The 1,421-nt window shown below is 39.5% G+C and carries 1 protein-coding gene and 1 other annotated feature; the gene reads right to left on the reverse strand.

What is annotated here, in order from left to right:
* Window positions 1–40 precede the first annotated feature (40 nt).
* A protein-coding gene (locus RFX69_RS09115; RefSeq protein WP_119689384.1) for an IS3 family transposase occupies window positions 41–1,260 on the reverse strand; the annotation gives its coding sequence in 2 pieces (ribosomal slippage) (window positions 41–984 and window positions 984–1,260; 1,221 coding nt in all).
* Window positions 869–985 (reverse strand) — a sequence feature (AL1L pseudoknot). Its footprint overlaps the gene before it by 117 nt.
* Window positions 1,261–1,421: the final 161 nt, after the last annotated feature.

Here is a 1,421-nt window from a genome sequence, read left to right on the forward strand (position 1 = left end):
ATGAACCGTACCGGGTTTGTCGGAGACTTTTTTATTTAAGTTAGGCCACCTGACCTAACGGGTTAATCTTATCATAGTACATTGCTTCAAACTCAAAAGGCGATACATAACCCAGTGCACTGTGTACACGCTTTTTATTGAACCAATCTACCCAGTTTAGTGTCGCAAGTTGTACATCTGCTAAACCTTGCCAATCTGCTTTTAAATATTCAATCACCTCTGTTTTGTATAAGCCATTCACTGTTTCAGCCAAAGCATTATCGTATGAATCACCAGTCGTACCGACTGATACTCTTAAATTTGCTGCTTCTAAACGATTGGTATAGCGAATAGAAAGATATTGAACACCTCTATCGGAATGATGAATCACATTCTTTGGCATGCCTCGATCGTGCAATGCTTGCTCCAATGCATCGAGCACCATATCTGTATTCATCCGTGTAGATACTTTCCATCCAACAATTGCTCGTGAGAACACATCAATAATAAAGGCGGTATAGACCCAGCCTGAATTTGTTTGAATATAGGTAAAGTCAGCAACCCACAAGTGATTAGGCTGATCAGCAGTAAAATTACGTTTCACTAAGTCAGGTGCACGTTTTTGATCATCTCGGCTACGAGTAGTTTGTTTATTTTTACCACGCCAAACACCTTGTATACCTAGATTTTGCATCAATCGAGCAACAGTACAGCGTGCAATAATATAGCCTTCACGTTTCAGTTTTTGCCAGACTTTACGTACACCATACCGACCTGAACTTTCCTTCCAAATTCGTTTAATCTCCTCAGCATGATGCAAGTCATGTAAATCTCGCTTTGCTCGATGTTCTGGATTTTCGCAGAGATCTAGAGTCCGGTAATAGGTTGAAGCTGCGATCGGTAAAATCCTACAAATCGCATCAACACCATATAAGTCTTTATTGTTATGGATGAAATCCACCATTATTTGTGTGGGCGGTCGAGCTCCGCCTGGGCGAAAAAAGCGGCTGCTTTACGTAGAATTTCATTGGCACGCTTTAATTCTTTAATTTCACGTTCCATTTGCTTCATTTTTTCTTGGTCAGATACCTGTTGTACTTTGGCGGGATTTTGTTGATCTAAGTATTTTTGATGCCAGGCACGAAGTGTTTCAGGAGTACAACCAATCTTAGGCGCAATTGCTGTGATTGCAGCCCAAGTAGAAGGATAATCTTTTTCAGATTCAATCAATAATTGAACCGCTCTTTCTCTGATTTCAGGGGTATATTTTAATTTTGTCATCGGGATAGTCTCTCAGAATATTGACTCTCCGACAAACCCGGTACGGTTCATGCCTTTTTCTTCCCATAGTCTATATAATGTATAAGTTGCATAAGTAGACCTAAGGTCATGAATTGCATAGTTAAAATTCTGAAATTTTTTAGATAAATCATGTCTGATTT

The organism is Acinetobacter sp. 148 (assembly GCF_031196675.1).
GTDB classification, from domain to species: domain Bacteria; phylum Pseudomonadota; class Gammaproteobacteria; order Pseudomonadales; family Moraxellaceae; genus Acinetobacter; species Acinetobacter baumannii.